This window comes from Herbaspirillum lusitanum P6-12 (assembly GCF_000256565.1).
Classification (GTDB): domain Bacteria; phylum Pseudomonadota; class Gammaproteobacteria; order Burkholderiales; family Burkholderiaceae_D; genus Herbaspirillum; species Herbaspirillum lusitanum.
The window spans coordinates 1-5,309 of the sequence record NZ_AJHH01000555.1; the positions used below are offsets into that span (position 1 = coordinate 1).

Sequence of the window (5,309 nt, forward strand, 5' to 3'; positions counted from 1 at the left end):
GAGGCGTTGCCGGCGGTGACGCTGCCGTCGGGCCGCACGATGGGCTTGAGCTTGGCCAGCGCTTCCATACTGGTCGCGCGCGGATGCTCGTCCTGCGTCACGGTAATCGCCTCGCCCTTCTTTTGCGGAATGACCACCGGCACGATCTCCTGCGCCAGGATGCCGTTCTGCTGCGCGGCGGCTGCCTTGGCCTGGCTGCGCACGGCGAACTTGTCCTGGTCGGCGCGGCTGATCTTGTAGTCGTCGGCGACGTTTTCGCCAGTTTCCGGCATGGCATCGGCGCCGTACTGCGCCTTCATCAGCGGATTGATGAAACGCCAGCCGATGGTGGTGTCGTAGATCGCCGCGTTGCGCGAGAAGGCGCTGTCGGCCTTGCCCATCACGAACGGCGCGCGCGTCATCGATTCCACGCCGCCGGCGATCATCAGTTGCGCCTCGCCGGACTTGATGGCGCGCGCGGCAATGCCGATCGCATCCATGCCCGATCCGCACAGCCGATTGATGGTCGCGCCCGGCACGTCCCGCGGCTTCGTTGAGTTCGATCACGTCCATTTGCGCGATGTCCAGCCCCAGCCGCGCCAGCAACTTCTTGCTGGCGGGCGCCGGGCCGATGCCCATGATGCGCGCCGGACCCATGCCGAGCAGGCCGTTTTCGCTTTGCAGGAAGATTTCCTTGTCGGCCGGCAGGTAGTTGGCGACCTTGGTCGGCAAGCCGATGCCGAGGTTGACGTAAGCGCCTTCGGGAATGTCGCGGGCCACGCGCGCGGCCATTTGTTCACGGGTATAGCGGCTCATTGCGCGGCCTCCTGCAGGTTGCCTTGCGTGTTGGTTTGCACCACGCGTTGCACGAAAATGCCCGGCGTCACGATGACCTCGGGGTCGAGTTCTCCCAGCGCCACGACTTCGCTGACTTGCGCGATCGTGCATTTGGCGGCCATGGCCATGATGGGCCCGAAGTTGCGCGCGGTCTTGCGGTAGACCAGGTTGCCCCAGCGATCGCCGCGCAGCGCCTTGATCAGTGCGAAGTCGGCATGGATGGGCGACTCCAGCACGTAATGGCGGCCATTGATTTCGCGGGTTTCCTTGCCTTCGGCCAGCATGGTGCCGTAGCCGGTCGGGCTGAAGAAGCCGCCGATGCCGGCGCCAGCGGCGCGGATGCGCTCGGCCAGGTTGCCCTGCGGGGTCAGTTCCAGTTCGATCTCGCCGCTGCGGTAGAGGGCGTCGAACACCTGCGAATCGCTCTGGCGCGGGAAGGAACAGACGATCTTCTTCACGCGCTTGGTCTTGAGCAATGCGGCCAGGCCCGTTTCGCCGTTGCCGGCATTGTTGTTGACGATGGTCAGGTCGCGCGCGCCCTGGGCGATGAGCGCATCGATCAGGGCCGAGGGCATGCCGGCATTGCCAAAGCCGCCGATCATGATGGTGGCGCCGTCGTGGATGCCATCCATCGCTCGTTCCATGGACTCAAAAGTTTTATCGATCACGATGCGTCTTCCTGAAGTGTGCTAATTCGAAATGTTCGATAATCGAACAAATAGTCATATTTCGCACATTCAGTGTAGAGAAATGGCGGTTTCATCGTCAATAAGCCGGGATCGGTTGTGTTCGTTCACCGCACGAATGTTTAGAATACGAATCCACTTCCCTCTTCCTCACCGCCGAGACCATGCCCAGGACCACCGACAAGACCAGCAAGAAATCTCCGCCGACGGCGCCGAAAGCCGGCGACGACGCTGCCGATACGATCCCTGCCGCCGAGCGCAGCCTGAGCATTGCCGAAGAAATCGACGCCCTCACCGATCCCAGCTTCATGACCTCGCTGGCGCGCGGCCTCGCCGTCATCCGCGCCTTCGCCGATTCGCGCCGCAGCCTGACGATTGCGCAGATCAGCCAAAAGACCGGCATTCCACGCGCCGCCGTGCGCCGCTGCCTGCACACGCTGCGCCAGCTGGGTTATGCGGATGCCGACGTGAATAACTTTTCGCTGCGTCCGAAGATCCTGACGCTGGGCTATTCCTATCTCTCGTCGACGCCGTTGACAGTCTCGTCCCAGCCTTACCTCAACAACATCAGCCGCACGCTGGGAGAGTCCTGCTCGCTGGCGGTTCTGGACGACAGTGAAGTGTTGTACGTGGCCCGCTCGGCCGCGTCGCGCGTGATGTCGGTTGCACTCAACACCGGGTCGCGCGATGCTGGCGCATCTGCCGGAAGACCAGCTCAAGGCCTATTTCGGAAAAGTGAAGCTGCGCGCCATGACCGACAAGACGGTGGTATCGCAGAAGCGCCTGCGCGAGATCCTGGCCGGCGTGCGCGACGACGGCTATGCGCTGATCGATGAAGAACTGGAAGTCGGTTTGCGCTCGATCGCCGTGCCCGTGCGCGGCGCCGGCGGCAACGTGGTGGCGGCGCTCAATGTGGGCGTGCAGGCGACCCGCGTCAGTCGCAGGCAGATGGAAGAGCAGTTCTTGCCGGTCCTTAAAAGAGGCGCGGAGGAACTGTCGATTTTATTGCCTTGATGCCGCTCTGCCTGAGAACCGTGCCGTCGCTGCTCATATTGAGCATCGCCGCCAGCGCCGCCAAGCCCCACGGCGAGCTCATGCATTGCGACGCAGCATCGAAGTTGATACAGATTTTTGTAGTGCGGTGAAATTGTCTACGCCTCAGCAGTTGCATATTCACGTATATTGTTCGGCATCCTGATCTCTCTCATTTCCGCTTATCGCTAACATGCCGCTGTCCCCTGAACTCATCGCTTTCCTTAACAAGTCACGCTGGCCTGCCGAATTGACGGAAGACCAGATGGAACGTTTGCGTCAGAACATTTTCGAAAAGTCATTTGCCAGCGGGACGATCATTTACCCGAGAGGGACGCCGGCAGATCACTGGTTCGGTCTGATTGAGGGCATGATAAAAGTGGACACGGTTTCGCAGGACGGGCGCTCAACGACCTTCGCCGGCGTTCCTGGCGGCGCATGGTTCGGCGAAGGCGCCGTTTTGAAGAATGAGCCGCGGCCCTATTCCATTGTGGCCATTCGGGATAGCAAGCTAGCCTTCGTTCCCAAGCAAACTTTTGAATGGCTCTTGTCGCAAAGCACATCCTTCAGCCGTTTTGTCATCGATCAATTGAATTGGCGCTGTGGATATTACGTTGCGCTGATCGAGAACCGCCGCCTGAGAGAAGCCTCCGCCAGAGTTGCATTCTGCTTGTCGGAATTGTTCAATCCTCAGTTATATCCATCGACAGAACAAGCTTTGCCTCTCTCCCAGGAAGAGATTGGAAGATTGTCCGGGCTCTCCAGACAAAATACGAATCGCGCATTGCGTGAACTCGCAGATATGAAACTGCTTTCCGTGGAATATGGTTCGGTCGTCATTCTCGATTTATCCCGGCTACGAGAATTTGCTCACCATGAAGAGTAAGCGCCGCTGAGATGCAGGACGATCCCGGAAAGGCAATTGAAAACGGCGCTTCCGAGAGCGCCGTTTGTGTCTTCAGGCCCTGGCCGGCTCAGTAATCGCAGTTCGACTTCCGACCAATTCTCTCAGGCGGAATTTCTGGATCTTTCCTGTTCCTGTTTTGGGAAGCTCGCAAAAGATCACCTGCTTGGGGCATTTGAAATGCGCCAATCGCTCACGGCAAAAAGCGATGATTTCAGATTCATCCGGTTGTTCAATGCCGGCTTTCAGTTCAATGAATGCACAAGGAGTTTCACCCCATTTCGCATCGGGTTGAGAAACCACCGCCGCAATCAGCACAGCGGGATGGCAATGAAGAACATCCTCCACCTCGACCGAGGAAATATTCTCCCCTCCGGAAATGATGACATCCTTCGAACGGTCCGTGATTTGCACGTATCCGTCCGCATGCACCACCGCTACGTCTCCGGTATGAAACCATCCGCCTGCGAAGGCATTTTCAGTCGCCTCTTCGTTCTTCAGGTATCCCTTCATGACGATATTGCCCTTGAGGAGAAGTTCGCCCTGGGTCTTCCCATCGAAGGGGACAGGCTCGAGAGTGTCGGGGTCCGCCACCATCAGTCCCTCCAGAGCGGCCGATCGATTGCCTTGCCGCGCCATTAACCGGGACTGCTCGTCTTTGTCGTACTGCGACCATGCAGGATTGATGTAGCAACTCACAGGAGTCCCGGAAGCCTCGGTAATCCCATACACATGTTCCACTTCAAAACCCAGCGCCAACACCGCCTTGAGAACTGCTGCCGGCGGTGGCGAACCGGCAGTCCGGACGCGTACGCTATGCGGTAGCGGCCGTTTTTCGGATTCGGGCGCACTGGCAATGGAAGACAACACAATCGGGGCGGCGCAGAAATGGTTGACGCCATGGTCTGCAATGGCGTCGAAGATATTTCTGGCAGTAACTTTACGCATGCAGACGTGGGTACCGGCAGCGGCCGTGATCGCCCAGGTAAAGCACCAGCCATTGGCATGGAACATCGGCAAGGTCCACAAATAGACCGGGTTGCGCGGCATCCCCCAGTCCGTCAGCTGCAGCATGCTCATGACGTACGTTCCGCGGTGGCTCGGTACAACCCCCTTGGGATCCGATGTTGTGCCGGAGGTGTAATTCAATGCAATCGCATCCCACTCGTCGGACGGCCATATGCCTTCGAAATCGGGGGCACCCTCCTGAAGCAAGCTCTCATAGTCGAGTTCGCCAATCGCTTTCCCTGGAGGGGCTTCCACATCATTGATGTCGACAATCAGCGGCTTGTCCGGCATATCGGCAATTGCCCGCGATACCAACTCGGAAAATTCCCGGTCGACCAACAATATCTTGCACTCTCCATGCTGGAGAATGAAACGAACGCCATCCGAGTCCAGGCGACAGTTGATGCTGTTCAGCACTGCGCCGCTGAGAGGAATTCCAAAATGGGACTCAAGCATCGCGGGGGTATTCGGGGCCAGGATGGACACGGTATCTCCCGGCTGTACACCTCGCTTGACCAAGGCGCTGGCCAATCGTCGACAGCGACGGCGCGTTTCGCTCCAGGTCTGTTGAAAACTCCCATGGATGACGGCAATTCGGTCCGGGTATTGCTCTGCGCTACGGTCAAGAAAGTGTAAAGGGGTCAAGGGAACGTAGTTTGCGGGTGTGCGGGAAAGACCCTTCCCGTAGATGGATTGCTGCATTGCATGTCTCCTGAATTATAGAAATTCTGTGCGGCGATTGATCGCTCATGGTCTGGGGACGAGCCATTGTTTCTCGTCCCAAGCAGCCAATGTAGAGGTGGAATGCAACAAGAGACTGTCTCAAACAAGACATTGACAACACGGATTCGACATCGCCACTA

3 protein-coding genes and 3 pseudogenes are annotated in these 5,309 nt (G+C 58.6%); 2 read left to right on the forward strand and 4 right to left on the reverse strand.

Going from position 1 to position 5,309, the window contains the following annotated elements; genetic code table 11:
- From HLUSI_RS29495 to HLUSI_RS0118435, 3 genes and pseudogenes are all read right to left on the reverse strand, one after another.
- Positions 1–527 (reverse strand): annotated as a pseudogene (locus HLUSI_RS29495) (thiolase family protein); the annotation flags it as partial.
- Between the two features lie 61 nt (positions 528–588).
- Positions 589–795 (reverse strand): annotated as a pseudogene (locus HLUSI_RS33630) (CoA-transferase); the annotation flags it as partial.
- Positions 792–1,484 (reverse strand): 3-oxoacid CoA-transferase subunit A, encoded by a 693-nt coding sequence (locus HLUSI_RS0118435; RefSeq protein WP_029363743.1) that lies wholly within the window; start codon positions 1,482–1,484, stop codon positions 792–794. The pseudogene HLUSI_RS33630 and the gene HLUSI_RS0118435, both read right to left, overlap by 4 nt.
- A gap of 182 nt (positions 1,485–1,666) precedes the next feature.
- Here HLUSI_RS0118435 and HLUSI_RS29500 point away from each other — a divergent pair.
- Together HLUSI_RS29500 and HLUSI_RS0118450 are read left to right on the forward strand one after the other, a co-directional pair.
- Positions 1,667–2,516 (forward strand): annotated as a pseudogene (locus HLUSI_RS29500) (IclR family transcriptional regulator domain-containing protein).
- 211 nt (positions 2,517–2,727) lie between these two features.
- The gene (locus tag HLUSI_RS0118450; RefSeq protein WP_016835359.1) at positions 2,728–3,420 is read left to right on the forward strand and encodes a Crp/Fnr family transcriptional regulator; all 693 of its coding nucleotides are present in this window, start codon (positions 2,728–2,730) and stop codon (positions 3,418–3,420) included.
- 72 nt (positions 3,421–3,492) lie between these two features.
- Here the strand turns inward: HLUSI_RS0118450 and HLUSI_RS0118455 are convergent, their stop codons facing one another.
- Complete coding sequence (locus HLUSI_RS0118455; protein WP_016835360.1) at positions 3,493–5,148, reverse strand: acyl-CoA synthetase; 1,656 nt, start codon at positions 5,146–5,148, stop codon at positions 3,493–3,495.
- Positions 5,149–5,309 lie beyond the last annotated feature (161 nt).